15 protein-coding genes are annotated in these 14,265 nt (G+C 69.4%); 4 read left to right on the plus strand and 11 right to left on the minus strand.

Translation table 11 applies throughout. The annotated features are described in order from the left end of the window. Positions 1 to 61: 61 nt before the first annotated feature. Both ACSVDD_RS17590 and ACSVDD_RS17595 read left to right on the plus strand, forming a co-directional pair. Entirely contained in the window at positions 62 to 2,116 is a 2,055-nt protein-coding gene (locus ACSVDD_RS17590; protein WP_448190676.1) for a 4Fe-4S binding protein, read from the plus strand. Next, complete coding sequence (locus ACSVDD_RS17595; RefSeq protein ID WP_448190677.1) at positions 2,106 to 3,089, plus strand: FAD:protein FMN transferase; 984 nt, start codon at positions 2,106 to 2,108, stop codon at positions 3,087 to 3,089. Before ACSVDD_RS17590 ends, ACSVDD_RS17595 begins: the two co-directional genes overlap by 11 nt. On the opposite strand, the gene trhA is transcribed toward ACSVDD_RS17595, so the two are convergent. From trhA to ACSVDD_RS17610, 3 genes are read right to left on the minus strand one after another with little or no spacing between them, the layout of a single operon-like run. Then, positions 3,075 to 3,704: a PAQR family membrane homeostasis protein TrhA gene (trhA, locus tag ACSVDD_RS17600; RefSeq protein ID WP_448190678.1), complete on the minus strand. Its 630-nt coding sequence runs from the start codon at positions 3,702 to 3,704 to the stop codon at positions 3,075 to 3,077. The two genes, ACSVDD_RS17595 and trhA, sit on opposite strands and share 15 nt — an antisense overlap. 50 nt (positions 3,705 to 3,754) lie before the next feature. Then, on the minus strand, positions 3,755 to 5,245 hold the full coding sequence (locus tag ACSVDD_RS17605) for an ABC transporter ATP-binding protein (protein ID WP_448190679.1): 1,491 nt from the start codon (positions 5,243 to 5,245) through the stop codon (positions 3,755 to 3,757). Beyond that, on the minus strand, positions 5,242 to 6,216 hold the full coding sequence (locus ACSVDD_RS17610) for a BMP family lipoprotein (RefSeq protein ID WP_448190680.1): 975 nt from the start codon (positions 6,214 to 6,216) through the stop codon (positions 5,242 to 5,244). The genes ACSVDD_RS17605 and ACSVDD_RS17610 overlap by 4 nt, the downstream gene beginning before the upstream one ends. Positions 6,217 to 6,390: 174 nt before the next feature. On the opposite strand from ACSVDD_RS17610, the gene ACSVDD_RS17615 reads away from it, so the two are divergent. Beyond that, positions 6,391 to 7,047, plus strand: a complete 657-nt coding sequence (locus ACSVDD_RS17615) for a LysE family translocator (protein WP_448190681.1) — start codon at positions 6,391 to 6,393, stop codon at positions 7,045 to 7,047. Here ACSVDD_RS17615 and ACSVDD_RS17620 read toward each other — a convergent pair. The 5 genes from ACSVDD_RS17620 to ACSVDD_RS17640 form a co-directional block, all read right to left on the minus strand. After that, entirely contained in the window at positions 7,019 to 7,669 is a 651-nt protein-coding gene (locus ACSVDD_RS17620) for a DedA family protein (protein ID WP_448190682.1), read from the minus strand. The two genes, ACSVDD_RS17615 and ACSVDD_RS17620, sit on opposite strands and share 29 nt — an antisense overlap. Before the next feature lie 59 nt (positions 7,670 to 7,728). Further along, complete coding sequence (locus ACSVDD_RS17625) at positions 7,729 to 8,124, minus strand: type II toxin-antitoxin system VapC family toxin (RefSeq protein ID WP_448190683.1); 396 nt, start codon at positions 8,122 to 8,124, stop codon at positions 7,729 to 7,731. After that, entirely contained in the window at positions 8,121 to 8,480 is a 360-nt protein-coding gene (locus ACSVDD_RS17630; protein ID WP_448190684.1) for a helix-turn-helix domain-containing protein, read from the minus strand. Before ACSVDD_RS17630 ends, ACSVDD_RS17625 begins: the two co-directional genes overlap by 4 nt. Positions 8,481 to 8,532: 52 nt before the next feature. After that, on the minus strand, positions 8,533 to 9,066 hold the full coding sequence (ahpD, locus tag ACSVDD_RS17635; RefSeq protein WP_448190685.1) for an alkylhydroperoxidase, AhpD family: 534 nt from the start codon (positions 9,064 to 9,066) through the stop codon (positions 8,533 to 8,535). Between the two features lie 96 nt (positions 9,067 to 9,162). Then, a complete protein-coding gene (locus ACSVDD_RS17640) occupies positions 9,163 to 9,702 on the minus strand; it encodes a peroxiredoxin (RefSeq protein ID WP_448190686.1) in 540 nt (179 codons plus the stop codon). A 109-nt stretch (positions 9,703 to 9,811) separates the two neighbouring features. Here ACSVDD_RS17640 and ACSVDD_RS17645 point away from each other — a divergent pair, with 109 nt between their 5' ends. Then, positions 9,812 to 10,726, plus strand: coding sequence for a LysR substrate-binding domain-containing protein (locus ACSVDD_RS17645; RefSeq protein WP_448190687.1), 915 nt, complete (start codon positions 9,812 to 9,814; stop codon positions 10,724 to 10,726). Positions 10,727 to 10,940: 214 nt separating this feature from the next. Here the strand turns inward: ACSVDD_RS17645 and ACSVDD_RS17650 are convergent, their stop codons facing one another. The 3 genes from ACSVDD_RS17650 to ACSVDD_RS17660 form a co-directional block, all read right to left on the minus strand. Beyond that, complete coding sequence (locus ACSVDD_RS17650) at positions 10,941 to 11,129, minus strand: hypothetical protein (protein ID WP_448190688.1); 189 nt, start codon at positions 11,127 to 11,129, stop codon at positions 10,941 to 10,943. Between the two features lie 53 nt (positions 11,130 to 11,182). After that, positions 11,183 to 13,327 (minus strand): hybrid sensor histidine kinase/response regulator family protein, encoded by a 2,145-nt coding sequence (locus ACSVDD_RS17655; RefSeq protein WP_448190689.1) that lies wholly within the window; start codon positions 13,325 to 13,327, stop codon positions 11,183 to 11,185. A gap of 134 nt (positions 13,328 to 13,461) precedes the next feature. Beyond that, positions 13,462 to 14,049, minus strand: coding sequence for a GNAT family N-acetyltransferase (locus ACSVDD_RS17660; protein ID WP_448190690.1), 588 nt, complete (start codon positions 14,047 to 14,049; stop codon positions 13,462 to 13,464). Positions 14,050 to 14,265 lie beyond the last annotated feature (216 nt).

Consider the following 14,265-nt stretch of genomic DNA (forward strand, 5'->3'; position numbering starts at 1 on the left):
CTCGCCACGGTGCACAACGCAAGCGGCCTGCTACCATCGGCGAATACCCGTACGGTGGCGCATGGGCGATACTGGGGCGATGCTGCGCGCCTTTTTGACCCTGTTGCTGCTGATCGTCGCACTCGCCGACGCACGCGCCGCCGTGCTGAGCGAGGACGGCTTGCGCCGCCTGCTGCCGGCGGGGGTGACGCTGGGGGCGAAAGAGGCCGATCTGCCGGCGTGGCCGCTGCTGCGCGACGGCGCGCTGGCCGGCTACATCTTCGAAACCAACGATCTGGTCCGCATCCCCGGCTTCACCGGCACGCCGATCGACCTGCTGGTCGCCATGGACAAGGACGGCGGCTTCCTCGACGTGGAGGTGCTGGAGCAGAACGAGCCGGTGTTCGTGGACGGTCTGGGCGTCGAGCCGTTCGTCGATTTCCTGCGCCAGTACCGCGGCCTGTCGATCCGCCAGAACATCAAGGTCAGCAGCGTCTACGGCGGCGGCGACCGCTCCAACAGCACGGCGGTCACCCTCGACGGCATCACCAAGGCCACCGCCTCGGTCCGCATCGCCAACGTGACGATCCTGGCGGCGTCGCTGAAGGTGGCGCGCGCCAAGCTGGCGGGCGTGGCGCCGGCCGAGGCGGCGCGCGTGCGCGCGGATGTGCGCGACTCGGCGCCGTGGGACGCCCATCTCGGCCACCTGCGCCTGACCGGGCGCGAGGTCGAGGCGGCCTTCGCCGGGACCCGCTTCGCCGGCCTGGACAGCGAGGCGACGGCGAAGCCCGACGAGCCCGTCGCGGATCTGCGGTTCGGCCTGCTGACCGTGCCGACGGTGGGGATCGCGTTGCTCGGCGAAGAGGGCTGGCGGCGGGTCATGGCGCGGCTGGAGCCGTGGGAGCACGCGGTGATCGTGATGTCCTCCGGCCGCTGGTCGTTCACCGGCGAGGATTTCGTGCGCGGCACCGTGCCCGACCGGCTGGCGCTGCGTCAGGGCAACCTGCCCATCCCGATCCGCGACGCCGACGCCGAGCTGGAGTTTCTGCCCGGCGTGCCGGGCTTTGGCGAGGCGAAGCTGTTCCGCGTCGATGGGCGCACCGGTTTCGACCCGGCGTCGCCCTGGACGCTGTCGCTGCGGGTGACGCGCCAGCGCGGCTCGTTCCGGCCGGAAACGGAAAGCCGCGACTTCCCCACCGACTACCGCCTGCCCGAGCGCTTCTTCGAACGGGAGGACGCCGAGGGGGCGCCATCATGGCGGGCGTCCTGGACGGCGCGTGCGGGGGAACTGGGCGTGCTCGGCGCCGGGCTGGCGCTGCTGGCGGTGCTGCTGGCGCGGCCGGCGGTGCTGACCCGGAATCCGCGGGTTTTTGCCTGGGTGCGGCGGCTGTACCTCGCCTACACGCTGGTGTTCGTCGGCTGGGTGGCGCAGGCGCAGCTCAGCATCGTCAACGTGCTGGCGCTGGTGAAGGCGGCGGGCACGGGGATGGACCTCAGCTTCTTCCTGTACGACCCGCCGACGCTGGTCGTCTGGGGGTTCGCGCTGGGGGCGCTGGCGGTGTGGGGGCGCGGCACGTTCTGCGGCTGGCTGTGCCCGTTCGGCGCGTTGCAGGAGTTCGCCGCCGACGTTGCGGCGCGGCTGGGCGCGCGGCAGATCGCCGTGCCGGCGTGGCTGGAAAACGTGAAGTACGGCGTGCTCGCCGTGCTGGTCGGCGGCACGGCGCTGTCGACCGGACTGGCCGAGACGCTGGCCGAGGCCGAGCCGTTCAAGACCGCCATCACCCTGGGTTTCCGGCGCGAGTGGCCGTTCGTCGTCTATGCCGTGCTGGCGGTGCTGGCGAGCACGGTCGTGTTCAAGGGGTATTGCCGCTTCGTCTGCCCGTTGGGCGCGGCGCTGGCGCTGCTCGGCCGGCTGCGCCGCTTCGACTGGATCGCGCGGCGGACGGAGTGCGGCACGCCGTGCCAGCTCTGCCGCCGCAAGTGCCGCTACGGCGCCATCCGCAAGGACGGGGCGATCCGCTATCACGAGTGTTTCCAATGCCTGGACTGCGTGGCGATCCATCAGGACGCCGCGCGCTGCGTGCCGCTGGTGCTGTCCACGAAGCGGGCCGCGCGGGAGACATGCCATGCGGATTGAGCTGACGCGCCGCCGCTTCATCGCCATTGCCGGGGCCGCCGCGCTGGTCCCCGGCTCGGCTGTTGCGTTCGAAACGGTGCGCTGGCGCGGGCAGGCGTTGGGCGCCGAGGCCAGCATCACGCTGCACCACCCCGACCGCGCCGAAGCCGAAGCGCTGATCACCGCGTGCGTGGACGAGGTGGCGCGGCTGGAGCGCGTGTTCAGCCTGTACCGGCGCGATTCCGCCCTGTCCCGGCTGAACCGTGCCGGCCGTCTGTCGGCACCGCCTGCGGAACTGGTGGCGCTGCTGGACGAGGCGCGGCGCGTCCACGACCTCAGCGGCGGCGCCTTCGACGTCACCGTGCAGCCGTTGTGGGAGCTGTTCGCGCACCACTTCGCAAAGCCAGACGCCGACCCGGACGGCCCAGCGCCGGACGCGGTTGCCGCGGCGCGGGCGCTGGTGGACGGGCGCGGTGTGCGCACCGGTGCGGATGGGATCGCGTTCGACCGGCCGGGCATGGCGGTGACGCTGAACGGCATCGCCCAGGGCTTCATCACCGACCGCGTCGCCGACCGCTTGAGCGCCGCCGGCATTCGGAACGTCCTGCTCGATCTGGGGGAGACGCGCGCGCTCGGCCCGCGCGGCGACGGGCTGCCGTGGCGCGTCGGCATCGGCGATCCCAACCGGCCCGAGGGCCTGCTGCGCACGCTGGAAATGAGCGGTCGGGCGGTCGCCAGTTCCGGCGGCTACGGCACGGTGTTCGACCGGCTGGGGCGCTTCCACCATCTGTTCGACCCGGCGACCGGGCTGCCGGCGCGGCGCTGGGCCGGCGTCAGCGTGCTGGCCGACACCGCCACCGCGGCCGACGCCCTGTCCACCGCCTTGTGCGTTGCCGAGCCGGCGCACGCCGCCGACATCCTGAGGGACGGTGGCGGGCGGGAGGCTTGGCTGGTCGCGGCGGATGGCCACGTCACCCAGTTAAGCCGCAGCTAGCGCCAGCACGACGGCGGCGTAGTGGCAGGCTGCGGCGACCAGCACGCAGGCGTGCCAGATCGCCTGGTTGTAGGGAATGGAGTCGCGCAGGTGCACCGGCACCCCGGCGGTGTAGATCACACCGCCCGCCGCCAGCAGCGCCAGCGCGTCTGCCGGCAGACGCTCGATCACCGCGTCGATCTGGACAATGCCGGCCCAGCCCAGCGCCACGTAGAGGACCACGGTTACGCTCTCCGGCCGGTGGCGGAACAGCACCTTGAGCAGGATGCCCAGCGCCGCCACCATCCACACCCCGGCCAGCAGCCCGAAGCCGCGCCAGCCACCGACCACCAGCGCGCAGAACGGCGTGTAGGTTCCGGCGATAAGCAGGAAGATGGCGGAATGGTCGAAGACACGCAGCACCGCCTTGCGCCGCGGCGCCTGGGTGGCGGCGTAGAGCGTCGAGCAGGCGAACATCGCTACCAATGATGCCCCGTAGACCGCGGCGGCCACCGAGGCGGTCGCGTTGCCGGACTGGATCGTCCACGCCATCAGGATGGCTCCGGCGACCACGCTGGCCGCCAATCCGCTGGTCTGGATGGTCAAGTCCACCCGCCGTTCCCGCAGCGTCCGCATACACGCCTCCAGCTTACCCGCTAGGGAAGCTGTCGCGGGCGATGCGGCGGTCAAGCCGACCGTTGGGTGAGCGGCGATTCGCCTTTCGGGTCCACGCCCGCCATCATCAGGCCCAGCGTCCGCTCGTCGGTGTCGGGGGAGACCTCGCCGACGATGCGGCCGGCGAACATCACCAGGATGCGGTCGGCGAGCCCGCGGATCTCGTCCAGCTCGGCCGACACCAGCAGGATCGCCGTGCCGGAATCGCGCAGCGCCACGAGGCGGCGGTGGATGAACTCGATGGCGCCGATGTCCACGCCGCGGGTCGGCTGGCCGACCAGAAGCAGGTCGGGATTGCCCTCGATCTCGCGGGCCAGCACCAGCTTTTGCTGGTTGCCGCCGGAAAAGCCGGAGGTGCGCAGGTCCGGGTCGGCGGGGCGGATGTCGTAGGCGTCCATGGCCTGGGCACAACGCGCGCGCGCCGCGCTCCAGTCGAACAGCAGGCCGCCGCGGGAGAGAGCCGGGTCGGTCTGGCGGCCGAGGACGGCGTTCTCGAACGCCGCGAAGCCGGTGACGAGACCGATTTTCTGCCGGTCCTCCGGCACATGGCCCATGCCGTGGCCGTGCAGTCGGACGGTGCCGGATGCCGCCGGGCGCATGCCGGCCAATGCCTCCAGCAACTCCGACTGGCCGTTGCCGGAGACGCCGGCAATACCGACGATCTCGCCGGACCGTACGGTGAAATCCACACCGTTGACGCGCTCGGCGACACGCAGGTCCGTCACCTCCAGCACCGGAGCGCCGGGCGTGGCCGGCGTCTTGTCCACGCGCAGCAGCACCGGGCGGCCGACCATCAGCTCGGCCAAGGCCGCCGCGTCGGTGCGGGCGGTGGGCAGCGTCGCCACCACCTGACCGCGGCGCATCACCGTGACGGCGTCGGTCAGTTCGACGATCTCGCGCAGCTTGTGGGTGATGATGATGACGGTCTTGCCCTGCGCCTTGAGCGCGCGAAGGATGCGGAAGAGGTGCGCCGTCTCCTGCGGCGTCAGCACGCCGGTCGGCTCGTCGAGGATCAGCAGGTCCGCGCCATGGTGCAGCGCCTTCAAGATCTCGACACGCTGCTGGGCGCCGACGGCCAAGTCGCCCACCGGGCGGTCGAGGTCCACCTCCAGCGCGTAGTCGCGGGCCAGACGCTCCAGCTCGGCGCGGGCGCGGGCGAGGCCCGGCGCCAGGGTCGGCCCGCCCTCGAAGCCGAGCAGGACGTTCTCCAGCGCGGTGAAGGTCTCCACCAGCATGAAATGCTGGTGCACCATGCCGATGCCGAGCGCGATGGCGTCGCGCGGGCTGGAGATACGGGCCTCGCGGCCGTCCACCAGCACCGTGCCGGCATCGGCGGCGAGCGTGCCGTAGACGATGTTCATGATGGTGGACTTGCCGGCGCCGTTCTCGCCGACGATGCCGTGGATCGTCCCCTTCGCCACGGCGAACGACACGGCACGGTTGGCGTGGTTGGCGCCGAACCACTTCTCGACGCCCAGAACCTCCAGCGCGGGGACGGTCACGGTTTGTAGGGCTTCACGGTCAGCGTGCCGGCGACGATCTGCGCCCGCGCGTCGTCCACGGCCTTCTGCATGGCGGGCGTGATGAGGGCGCGGTTGTGCTCGTCCAGCGCCCAGGCGACGCCGTCCTCCTTGAGGCCAAGCACGCGGTGGCCGGGCTTCCAGGTGCCCTCGCGGGCGTCCTTGAAGCAGGTGTAGACCGATACGTCCACGCGCTTGACCATGGAGGTCAGCACCCGGCCGGGATGCAGGAAGTTTTGGTTGGAATCGACGCCGATGCCCAGCTTGCCGGCGTCGGCGGCCGCTTGCAGCACGCCCAGGCCGGTAGCACCGGCCGCCGCATAGACCACGTCGGCGCCGCGGCCGAACTGGCTCTTGGCCAGCTCCGCGCCGCGCGTCGGGTCGTTCCAGGCGGCGGGCGTGGTGCCGGTCATGTTGACGAAGATTTCGGCGTTGGGCGCGGCGTGGCGCACGCCCTGCTCGTAGCCGGTGAGAAAGTTGCGGATCAGCGGCACGTCCATGCCGCCGATAAAGCCCACCTTGGCCGTCTTCGACGCCTGCGCCGCCAGCATGCCGACCAGGAACGAGCCCTCCTCCTCCTTGAAGGTGACGGACTGGACGTTGGGGGCGTCGAGCTTCTCGTCGATCAGGCAGAATTTGGTGCCGGGGAACTCCCTGGCGACTTTTTCCAGTGGCGCCGCCTGGGCGAAGCCCATGGCGACCACCACGCTGGCGCCGCGCCGGGCCATGGTGCGCAACGCCTGCTCGCGCTGCACCTCGTTGGTCACTTCGAAGTCGCGGTAGGCGATGCCGGTGTCCTTCTTGAAGCGCTCGGCGCCGGTGTAAGCGGCTTCGTTGAAGGATTTGTCGAACTTGCCGCCCATGTCGTAGACGACGGCCGGCGCGAAGTCCTGTGCCGCCACGGCTGGTGCCCAGGCCAGCAGCGCCGCCAGCGTCACCGTGAACCGGTTCATCCCCACCCCCTCCCCGCTTCGTACGAAAGGAGAATACCCGCGTCGGAGCCGCCAAAACAGGGGACGCTTGGCCGCGGCGGCGGTTGACTTGACCTCGGCGGGCGGATATGCACGCGGGGCAGGCATGGCCGCCGCGGCGTCGGCACGGCCCCTGCTGCCTCGGGGAGGATGTTGGTGGTCCAGGAACTGCTGGTGGTGCTGCTGCAAGGCTACGTGCTGGGCATCGCCATCGCAGCGCCGGTCGGCCCCATCGGCTTGCTGTGCATCCGCCGCACCATTCAGCACGGCCCGTTTATGGGCTTCGCCACCGGCATGGGCGCCGCGGTCGCCGACACCATCTATGGCGCCATCGCCGCCTTCGGCGTGTCGGCGGCGCTGTCCTTCCTGGAAGGGCACCAGACGTGGTTCCGCGTCGTCGGCGGGGCCTTCATGCTGGCCGTCGCCATCCGCACCTTCCGCCAGAGGCCAGCCGCCGAGGAGCAGGAAATCTCAAAGGCGCCGGACAGCCGCACGGCCATCGCCGGATTCATGACCGGGCTGTCGCTGACGCTGACCAACCCGGCGACGATCCTTGCCTTCATCGCGGTGTTCGCCGGCTTCGGGCTGGGCGCCAACCTCGGCAAGTTCGATGCTGCCACCATGGTGCTGGGGGTGTTCCTGGGAGCGTCGAGCTGGTGGCTGGCGCTGTCGTCCGGCGTGGCGGCGGTGCGCCACCGCATCACCGACCAGGGGTTGACGGTGCTCAACCACTGCACCGGCGTCGGGCTGGCGTGCTTCGGGCTGTGGGCGCTGGGGACCGCGTTCACCGGCATCGTGTTGGCAGGGTGGTAAGCATCTCCTCGCATGGCGCGCCGCCGCGCAACGCGTGGAAGTGACGGGCAAGGCGGAACAGGTAGATCCCGACCAGCAAGGCCAGCAGACCGATGGTGAACCAGCCCACCATGTCGGTGATGCGCGGCCACGTCGAGAGCATGCAGCCGGTCCACGCCAGCACCAGCGTCCACAGGATCGAGCCTGCGCCGGAGGCGAGGCTGTAGCGCCACACCGGCATGCGGCAGGCACCGGCGGGAATGGAGATCAGCGTGCGCAGGCCGGGGATCGGCTGGCAGAACAGCACGGCGAGGCCGCCACGAGCAGCGAACCATGCGGTGGCGCGCCTGACCTGCTTCGGCCGGATGGTCAGCCAGTGGCCGTGGCGCTTGAGGAAACGCTCCAGCCGGTCGGGCGGCAACAGACGGCTCGGCAGGTACCAGACGAGCTGGCCGACCAACGAGCCCAACCCGCCGGCGATGGCGACGGCATACAGATTGTACTCGCCGGTGGCGGCGCCCAGACCGGCCAGCGGGATGACGGTCTCGGCGGGGACCGGCGGCACGACACGCGCCAGCACGAGGAGCAGGAAAATCCCCACGTACCCCATCGAGTGCATCACATCGACCAGCCACTCCGTCATTCCCGCCCTCTCCGTCCGCTCAGCCGGGGGAGTAACAAAGCGGGTGGAGGCGGGTTCCGTCAGGCGAGAGCAGAGGTGATGTCGGTCTGGGAGAAGTCGTTGCCCTTGAACAGCAGCGGCAGGTCGTTTGCTTTGGCGAGTGCGTAGGACGCGCAGTCGCCCATGTTCAAGCCGGCGGGGTGCCGGCCCTTGCCGAAGCGGATGAAGGCGTCGCGGGCATGGGCGGTAAGGCCGGCATCGAAAGGAACGATCTCGATTTTCATGTCGCGCAGGATCGTGTCGAGAGCCTGCCCGAATTCCGCAGGTCCACGTCCGGTGATCACCAGCGCCGCTTCCAACACGCTAACCGCACATACAAAGCATGCCTTGGCGTCGCTGATGGCATCCTCGAACTGTTCGAATCCCGGCTCTTTCTTGAGAATGGCGATCAGCGCCGACGTGTCGATGACAATCACGCGGGCAATCCATTCTCATCGTACAGGTCGTCTTCCGAGAAATCCGGGTTAATCGGCGGATACTTGTTGTTGAACTCGTCAACAATTTCCCGGATCCGGCGTTTCCGTTCTGCCGCCTCTTCGGGGTTTCGCTTGCCAAGTCGCCGAACGCCGCCATAGATGAATTGCACCCCCGCACCTTCCAAAGCCTGCCGGACTTGACCGAGGGTCTCCGGCGACACGGCGGATACGGCTTCGGCCGCCTCCAGCCGGCGCAGGGTGGCGACGGAGACGTGGGCGCGCTCTGCCAACTCACGCTGTTCAAGGCGGAGAAGCGCACGCGCGGCGCGGATCTGGTCGGGCGTGATCATCAGCATGAGCGATATATATCACGCCCGAGCGTTGCAGATCAATCCTGCGCGATATCGCTTACGCCGCCAGCGCCCGCTCCGCATCCAGGGTGGCCGCCACGGCGTGCAGAACGGCGGCGATGCGGATCACGTCCTGCACGGCTTCCTTGGCCGCCCCCTTGCCCAGCACTTCGCGCTCGTGCGCCTCGATGCACATGCCGCAGCCGTTGACAGCCGACACGGCAAGCGACCACAGCTCGAAGTCCAGCTTGTCCACGCCGGGGTTGCCGATGACGTTCATGCGCAGCCGCGCCGGCAGCGTCTTGAAGTCGGCGTGCCCGGACAGATGCACGAAGCGGTAATAGATGTTGTTCATGCCCATGATCGCCGCCGCCGCCTTGGCGGCGTTGAAGGCGGTGGGCTCCAGGGCCTTGACCGCCTCACCGGCGATCGTCTGCACCAGCACGTCGTTGCGGGATGCGATGGCGGACGCGAGCGCCGTGCCCCACAGTTGCTGCGCCGTCAGGTTCGGCGAGGTCAGCACGTTGGACAGGTTCAGCTTCAGGTCCTTGGCGTAGTCGGGCAGCGTGCCCTTCAGCTCGTCGAGGGTCATGGCGGCAAATTCCTTGAATGAGTGAGGGAGGCGCGGACGGGCGCGGGGGTGGGGGCAGTGCGCCCGTCCGTCCTTCCGCAGGCGGCCCGATGGGGGTCAGGCGGCCTGGAGGGTGGTCTCGCCCTTCTGCCAGTTGCAGGGGCACAGCTCGTCGGTCTGGAGCGCGTCGAGCGTGCGCAGGATCTCCTGCGGGTTACGGCCGACCGACAGGTCGTAGACGGAGACGTGGCGGATGATGCCCTCCGGATCGACCACGAAGGTGGCGCGCAGGCACACGCCTTCGTTCTTGTCGAGGATGCCCAGCGCCGTGGACAGCTCGCGCTTGATGTCGGCGAGCATGGCGAACGGCAGGTGCTTCAGGTCCTCGTGGTGGGTGCGCCAGGCGTGGTGGACGAACTCGCTGTCCGTCGAGCCGCCGTAGACGACCGCGTCACGGTCGGCAAACTCGCCGTTGAGCTTGCCGAAGGCGGCGATCTCGGTCGGGCAGACGAAGGTGAAGTCCTTCGGCCAGAAGAAGAACACCTTCCATTTGCCGGCGTCCGACCGGTCGGTGATGCGGGCGAACGCGTTGTTCGGGTCGAGCGACACCGTGGCCTGGAGGTCGAAAGCCGGGAACTTGTCACCAACGGTCAGCATATCCAGTTGCTCCTTGCATTTGCGTTATTGTTTGGAATTGGTCCAAACATGATGGCGCAAGCTCGGCCGGTCCAATTGTCTTTTCCGACCGGTGTGATAGGAAGGACCGATGATCGAAGCCGTCACGCTGCGCCAGCTCCGCTACCTCGTGGCCGTCGCCGACACGCTGCACTTCGGCCGCGCCGCCGAGCGCTGCCATGTCAGCCAGCCCAGCCTGTCGGCGCAGATCCAGCAGTTGGAGGACACGCTCGGAGTCCAACTGGTGGAGCGCACGCAGCGCCGGGTGCTGCTGACAGCCGCCGGGCGCGACGCGGTGGCGCGGGCGCGCCGCATCCTGGGCGAAATGACCGACCTCGCGGCGGCCGCGCGCAGCGCCGGGGTGCCGCTGGGCGGCGAGTTGCGGCTGGGCGCGATCCCGACACTGGCGCCGTACTATCTGCCGCGGGTGCTGCCGGCCCTGCGCCGCGACCACCCGGAACTGAAGCTTTTCCTGCGCGAGGATCTGACCGGACGCCTGCTCGACGCGCTGAAGGCCGGCACGCTCGACGCGCTGCTGCTGGCGCTGCCGGTGGACGAGCCCGGCCTGGACCACGCGGCGGTGTTCGACGAGCCGTTCGCGGTGGCGCTGCCCGCCGGGCACCCGCTCATCGCGCGCGCCGCGCTGGAGGAAGGCGATCTGGCAGGCGAACGGCTGCTGCTGCTTGAGGAGGGCCATTGCTTCCGCGATCAGGCGCTGGCGGTGTGCCGGCTGAACGGCCGGCCGGAGCGTGACGGCTTTTCCGGCACGTCGCTCAACACGCTGTGCGAGATGGTGGCGGGGCGGGTCGGCGTCACGCTGCTGCCGGCGCTGGCCCGGCCGCGCGCGCCGGAGGGGGTGGAGACGCGCCCCTTCGCCGAACCACAGCCGGCGCGGCGTGTCGGCCTCGTCTGGCGCAAGGGAAGCCCGCGCGGGGCGGAGTTGCAGCAGTTGGCCGATTACTTGCGCCGGCACTTGCCTGAGGGTGTGACGGCGGCGGAGGAATAGGGAAGCCGGGCGCTTCGTTGGGGGAGCAGGGTTTACACGGATTTCACGGATTTATGCACGGATTACACGGATTTTTTTTTGATGCTTGCGGCGCGTCGGATCATCCCGAAGGCCGTTGCTGGGCACGAATGGAGAAATCCGTGTAATCCGTGAAAAGATCCGTGAAATCCGTGTGAAATGGTTGCCGGCAACGCCACAGCTTCGCGGCTCAGCGTCACCCAGGCAAATTCACCCAGGTAACCACACCAGCGAGCGCCATCGCCCACAGGCCGAGCACCATGTGGAGGACGCGCAGTTCGCCGGTCAGGCGGCGCTCGACGACGGCCTGGGTGCGGGCCATGGCTTCCAGGCGGGCGTCGACGGCCAGAAGGCGTTGCGTGGTGAAGGAGCGGTATTCGCGCATGGCGGCACCGTACGGCCATGCCGCGGCAGCGCGGTGTGTCCTTCAGGGGACCTTTACGCCTCGACCGGCTCGCCCAGCAGCTCGCTCACCGCCTCGGCGAGGATTTCCGGGCGGTAGGGCTTCTGGAGCAGCCGAAACCCTTCCGCCTCCGCGGTGTTGGCGGTGTTCGAATAGCCGGTGGTCAACAGCACCGGCAGCGCCGGGAAGCGCTCGCGCACCGTGCGGGCGAGGTCCAGGCCGTTCATGCTGCCGGGCATGACGATGTCGGAAAACACCAGATCGAAGCGTCGCCCCTTGCCGAGCACCTCCAGCGCGCGGTCGGCGTTTTCGGCGTGCACCACGGCGTAGCCGAACCCCTCCAGCAGCGTGGTGGCGGTGCGGCCGATCTCCGGGCTGTCCTCGACCAGCAGGATCGACCCGCCGGCTGCCGTCGGGCATTGGGCTGGGGCGGCGTCGGGCTGCGCCATGCCCTCGTGGCTGCGCGGCAGGTACAGCGTGACGGCGGAGCCCTGCCCCGGCCGGCTGTCCAGCCCCACCGTGCCGCCGGCCTGGGTGGCGAAGCCGTAGACCTGGCTGAGGCCCAGGCCGGTGCCCTTGCCGACCTCCTTGGTGGTGAAGAACGGGTCGAAGACGCGCTCCTGGATGTCCTTGTCGATGCCGCAGCCGCTGTCGGCCAGCGTCAGCGCCACGAACTCGCCGGACAGCCCGCCCGGTTCCCCCCCATCCCCCGGACCACCCTCCCCCAGGCCGCCCAGCACGGCATTGCGCGCGCTCACCCGCAGCGTGCCGCCGTCCGGCATGGCGTCGCGGGCGTTGACCGCGAGGTTGAGCACCGCCAGCTCCATCTGCGCGCGGTCCACCTTGATCGGCCAGACGCCGGGCGCCAGGTCCGCCTCCACGGCGATGTCGCCACGTAGCGAGCGCTTCAGCATGCCGTCGATCATCGATGCCAGCGTGGCGTTCACGTCCACCACCTCCGGCTTGACGGTGTGCTGGCGCGAGAAGGTGAGAAGCTGCTGCGTCAACTGGCCGCCACGGTAGGCGGCCTGCATGGCGGTGTCGATGAACGGCGCCGCCGGGGTGCCCTGCCCGCTCCGCGACTGCGCCAGATAGAGGTTGCTGGTGATGACCATCAGCAAATTGTTGAAGTCGTGCGCGATGCCGCCGGCGATCTGGCCCAGCATCTCCAGCCGCTGGATCTTCTGAATGATCTCCTCGGCGCGCTGGCGGCGCTCCACCTCGGCAGCGACGCGTGCCAGCGCCGCCTGCTCGGCGCGTGCCTTGCGGACGACCAGCCAGGACACCAGCGCCAGCAGCACCGCTGAGGGCACCGCGAACAGCGCATAGAACAGCACGTGCCCGCGCCATTCCGTCAGAATCCAGTCGGTGGTCCGGCCGTACAGCACGTACACCGGCTGTACGCCCACCTTCCGATAGGCGTACAGCCGCTCCACTCCATCACCCTGCGACACCGTGCGGAACTGACCACCCTGCGGCGCTTGGGCGATGGCGCGCATGAAGCCGCTTTCAGGCCGCAGCTTGACCCCCGACGGACCTTCGGGGAAGCGGGCGAGGATGGTGCCGTCGGCGCGCACCAGCGACACGGCGTCGCCGGGGGTGGCTACCACCTGCGAGAAGAAGTCGACGAACTCGGTGACGTACACCGAGGCGAGGATGCTGCCGTCGAATCGGCCGTCCGGCGTCGAGCGCCGCCGCGCCACGTTGAACGCCGGCTTGCCGGTGGTGCGGCCGGGGTAGGCGGCGCTGATGTAACGGGAGTCCCCGTCCCTCAGCGCGGCGAAGTAGTCGCGGTCCGATATGCTGTTGGGCGGTATGGGGTAGACGACACTGCTGGCCTTCCCGGTGCCGGTGCCGTCGCTGAGCCACAGGCTGCCGACCTGCGGGAAGGCAACCTCGATCCGCTTCAAATACCGGTGGATCTCCGGAGAGGCCGTGACCTCGTCCCAGGACAGGCCGGCGATGCGTTGGTCGATCTCGTCCAGCACGAAGGCGTACGTCTCGAACAGACGCAACGTATGTTCGTACACGACCGAATTGGTGCGCTCGACATGCCGCTCCGCGTTGGCGAAGCCGGTGCCGTAATCCCGCCACGCCACCACCGCCAGGAGCAGCAGCGGCACCATGAAGGAGAAGAGCAGCAGGATCCAGAGGTCGCGGGCGGATCGGCGTGCGGGCATCCGAAGGGCAACCCCTTGATAACGTTCAAGGGGGTGACAGTATCAGATCAAAGTCGGCCGTCATTACGCCAATGGGAAAGGGTCTTTCTCATACAAATGGATGAGGCATACGCCATTCGCCCAGGCCGGCGCCGTCACAGCCGCTTGCGCAGCAGTACGCTGCCGCCCTCGTGCGGCAGCCGCGCGTGCCAGGGGATGGCGGCCACCTCGACCTCGATGTAGCCGTGCCGGGCGTAGAGCCGGCGAGCCGGCGCGTTGTCGGCCCAGACGTGCAGGGTGATGCGGTCGAAGCCGCCCGTGCGTGCCCGCCCCTCCACCCAGTCGAGCAACCGGGCGGCGACGCCGCGCCGCCGCCACGCCCGCGTGACCGCCAGGGCCGACAGGAAATAGCTGCCCCAGTCCTGCGCCGCGTCGAAGGTGCGGATGTGCTCCAGCCGTTCGGCCGGCAGGAAGCTGCGGTCGACGCTCTTCATCCAGTTCGCCGGATAGGCGTGCGCCACACCCATCACCGACCGGCCGTCCACCGCGACGGCACAGTGCCGGTACGAGAACGAGCCCTCGCGCGCCGCCAGTCCGGGCATCAGCAAGTCGGCCACGCTCGCCCCCGGCACCACGCCGTCCAGCAGGAACTCGTAGATGCCGCCACCGGCTTCGACCAACAGCGGCGCCATGGCCGGCGAGTCGTCGGGGTCGGCGGGACGGATCAGGATGTCGGCGGTCATCGGGGCCTCGTGGGAGCGTTCATAGGGAGGTAATGCACCCACCCGCGACAAACCAGCGCGACGCGAAGGCGACTCGGGCCCGTTGACCGGACCGGCGTTCGCGGATAGGCTCGCGGGCATGAACGAACAGCTTTCCCGGATTCTTCGAATTAGCGGCCCGGTCCTTCTCTGAAGGCCGGGAACCATCGTCCGCGCTCATCGAAGATTCCTTAGGGA

It is taken from the genome of Azospirillum terrae (genome assembly GCF_053470425.1).

Bases quoted from the DNA above. Each gene is read 5' to 3' on its own strand.
- trhA (WP_448190678.1), bottom strand. From the start codon at position 3,704: ATGCGGACGCTGCGGGAACGGCGGGTGGACTTGACCATCCAGACCAGC.
- ACSVDD_RS17660 (WP_448190690.1), bottom strand. From the start codon at position 14,049: ATGACCGCCGACATCCTGATCCGTCCCGCCGACCCCGACGACTCGCCG.
- ACSVDD_RS17620 (WP_448190682.1), bottom strand. From the start codon at position 7,669: ATGACGGAGTGGCTGGTCGATGTGATGCACTCGATGGGGTACGTGGGG.
- ACSVDD_RS17655 (WP_448190689.1), bottom strand. From the start codon at position 13,327: ATGCCCGCACGCCGATCCGCCCGCGACCTCTGGATCCTGCTGCTCTTC.
- ahpD (WP_448190685.1), bottom strand. From the start codon at position 9,066: ATGACCCTCGACGAGCTGAAGGGCACGCTGCCCGACTACGCCAAGGAC.
- ACSVDD_RS17630 (WP_448190684.1), bottom strand. From the start codon at position 8,480: ATGCTGATGATCACGCCCGACCAGATCCGCGCCGCGCGTGCGCTTCTC.
- ACSVDD_RS17645 (WP_448190687.1), top strand. From the start codon at position 9,812: ATGATCGAAGCCGTCACGCTGCGCCAGCTCCGCTACCTCGTGGCCGTC.
- ACSVDD_RS17610 (WP_448190680.1), bottom strand. From the start codon at position 6,216: ATGAACCGGTTCACGGTGACGCTGGCGGCGCTGCTGGCCTGGGCACCA.
- ACSVDD_RS17590 (WP_448190676.1), top strand. From the start codon at position 62: ATGGGCGATACTGGGGCGATGCTGCGCGCCTTTTTGACCCTGTTGCTG.
- ACSVDD_RS17650 (WP_448190688.1), bottom strand. From the start codon at position 11,129: ATGCGCGAATACCGCTCCTTCACCACGCAACGCCTTCTGGCCGTCGAC.
- ACSVDD_RS17640 (WP_448190686.1), bottom strand. From the start codon at position 9,702: ATGCTGACCGTTGGTGACAAGTTCCCGGCTTTCGACCTCCAGGCCACG.
- ACSVDD_RS17595 (WP_448190677.1), top strand. From the start codon at position 2,106: ATGCGGATTGAGCTGACGCGCCGCCGCTTCATCGCCATTGCCGGGGCC.